The organism is Pseudemcibacter sp. (assembly GCF_965661635.1).
In the GTDB taxonomy this organism is placed as follows: domain Bacteria; phylum Pseudomonadota; class Alphaproteobacteria; order Sphingomonadales; family Emcibacteraceae; genus Pseudemcibacter.
In genome coordinates, this window is the sequence record NZ_CBFIEP010000051.1 from 1 (window position 1) to 2220 (window position 2220).

2 protein-coding genes are annotated in these 2220 nt (G+C 42.0%); both read left to right on the top strand.

Annotated features, from left to right (window positions below; genetic code table 11):
• Positions 1-20: 20 nt before the first annotated feature.
• On the top strand, positions 21-665 hold the full coding sequence (locus ACTF6W_RS03870) for a ribonuclease HII (protein WP_438993228.1): 645 nt from the start codon (positions 21-23) through the stop codon (positions 663-665).
• Positions 666-758: 93 nt separating this feature from the next.
• Positions 759-1874 carry a site-specific DNA-methyltransferase gene (locus ACTF6W_RS03875; RefSeq protein WP_438993227.1) on the top strand — a complete coding sequence of 372 codons (1116 nt, stop codon included), beginning with the start codon at positions 759-761 and terminating at the stop codon, positions 1872-1874.
• Positions 1875-2220 lie beyond the last annotated feature (346 nt).

Below are 2220 nucleotides of genomic sequence, written 5' to 3' on the forward strand. Positions count from 1 at the left end.
ACCAAGATTATAGTCCCTTTATGAAAAAAACCACTGATTTGAAAATACCTAGCTTTGATATTGAACGTTCATTAGGCGCACCAGACGCAATTATTTGCGGTGTTGATGAGGTGGGGCGTGGCCCCCTTGCCGGCCCGGTGGTTACGGCTGCCGTCCTCCTTGATCCTGGAAATATTCCCCACAGCTTAAACGATTCAAAAAAGTTGAGTGCTAAAAAACGTGCCCTTATTTCAAAAGAGATACTCGCCACCGCAGAATGCGCTTTCGGTGAGGCAAGTTTAGAAGAGATTGATGAGCTTAATATCCTGCATGCAACCATGCTCGCGATGCATCGCGCGGTCGCAAATTTACCCCGAAAAGTAGATCATATTCTGGTAGATGGAAACCGACTTCCCCAATTCGACGCACCCGCGTCGGCCATCATAAAAGGGGACCAAAAGTCCGTTTCAATCGCGGCAGCATCGATAATTGCCAAAGAAAAACGCGATTTATTAATGAAAAAATTGCATGAAATGCATCCAGAATATGGTTGGAATCAAAATTCTGGATATGGTACCAAGATGCATATGGAAGCACTAAATCTAGTGGGTCCGAGTCGTTTTCACCGAAAGTCATTTGCGCCAGTTCGTAACCTAATGGCTCAACAACACCCCTTAAATGACTGATTCCACATAAAAAAATACTTGACGTGATTCGCCAAATGACTCATGATTCCTGTCATAACCACTTTATAATAATAAAAACAAGAAGCGAATGGCATGAAAAAAACAAAAAGAAAAACGGCTGGGAAAAAGAACCATACCGAATTACCCATTAATACGATCCTTAAAGGTGATTGTATTGAACTGATGAACAGCTTACCTGAGAAATCAGTGGACGTAATCTTTGCTGATCCTCCCTATAATATGCAACTTAAAGGCGAACTTCATCGTCCGGATAATTCACACGTCGACGCTGTAAATGACGAGTGGGATCAATTCGCCGGCTTTGATGTTTATGACAAATTCACACGTGAATGGCTAACGGCTGCCAGACGTGTTCTTAAAGACAGCGGTACAATTTGGGTGATCGGCTCATACCATAACATTTACCGCGTTGGTTCCATCCTTCAAGATATTGGATATTGGGTGCTAAATGACATTGTTTGGCGTAAAACCAACCCAATGCCTAATTTTCGCGGCACGCGCTTTACCAATGCCCATGAAACGCTTCTTTGGTGCAATAAGGGCGAAGGATTTAATAAATACACCTTTAACTATGAAGCCATGAAAGCCTTTAACGACGATGTTCAAATGCGTTCTGATTGGACGTTGCCAATTTGCTCAGGAAAAGAACGTCTTAAGGTAAACGGCCATAAAGGCCATAGCACTCAAAAACCAGAAGCACTTCTTTACCGCGTTCTTCTGTCATCGACCAATAAAGGCGACGTTGTCCTTGACCCCTTCTTCGGCAGCGGCACAACGGGCGCCGTTGCAAAACGCATTGGTCGTCATTTCATCGGCTGTGAACGCGAAGATAAATATATCTCGCTTGCCACCAACCGCATTAACGCTATAGAGCCGCTTGGCGATGAAGAACTCGAAGTAACACCCGCAAAACGTTCGCTACCACGTGTCGCTTTTGGAACTCTGATTGATAACGGCATGATTAAGCCTGGAACAATGCTTTATGGACCAAACAAACGTCACATGGCAAAGGTACGCGCCGACGGCACACTAATCAGCGCCGATAATAAAGGATCCATCCATCAGGTCGGCGCTAAAGTACAAGGCGCACCAAGCTGCAATGGCTGGACATACTGGAACATCGAAGTAAACGACAATCTCGTTTCCATCGATAACCTCCGCGCAGAAGTCCGCGCCCTAATGAATTAAAAAGATAATGAGTAAGTAATCGTAAAGGAATAATAAAAATACATATATTATCTTCCCCGATAATATAAACTGGGAACAAATGTTTCAAACCCGCTAAAGTCTTCTTTAGCGGGTTTTTTATTTACATTTCATTGATAATGGGAAAATGCATTTTAAAGGTTGTGCCTTTACCACGCATCATTCCTTATATATTCAAAAATAATAAACTAATACGTTATGAATTTTAAAATATATTTTTATACGTTAAAACCCTACCTATTGGACGGAATTATGATATAAATTTTTAAACATTTAAAGGTTTTATCTATGGCAATTCTTATTCTACTTAACCAAGTTGACCCAACTT

Coding starts and splice junctions, on each gene's coding strand:
- ACTF6W_RS03875 (WP_438993227.1), top strand. CDS start 759: ATGAAAAAAACAAAAAGAAAAACGGCTGGGAAAAAGAACCATACCGAA.
- ACTF6W_RS03870 (WP_438993228.1), top strand. CDS start 21: ATGAAAAAAACCACTGATTTGAAAATACCTAGCTTTGATATTGAACGT.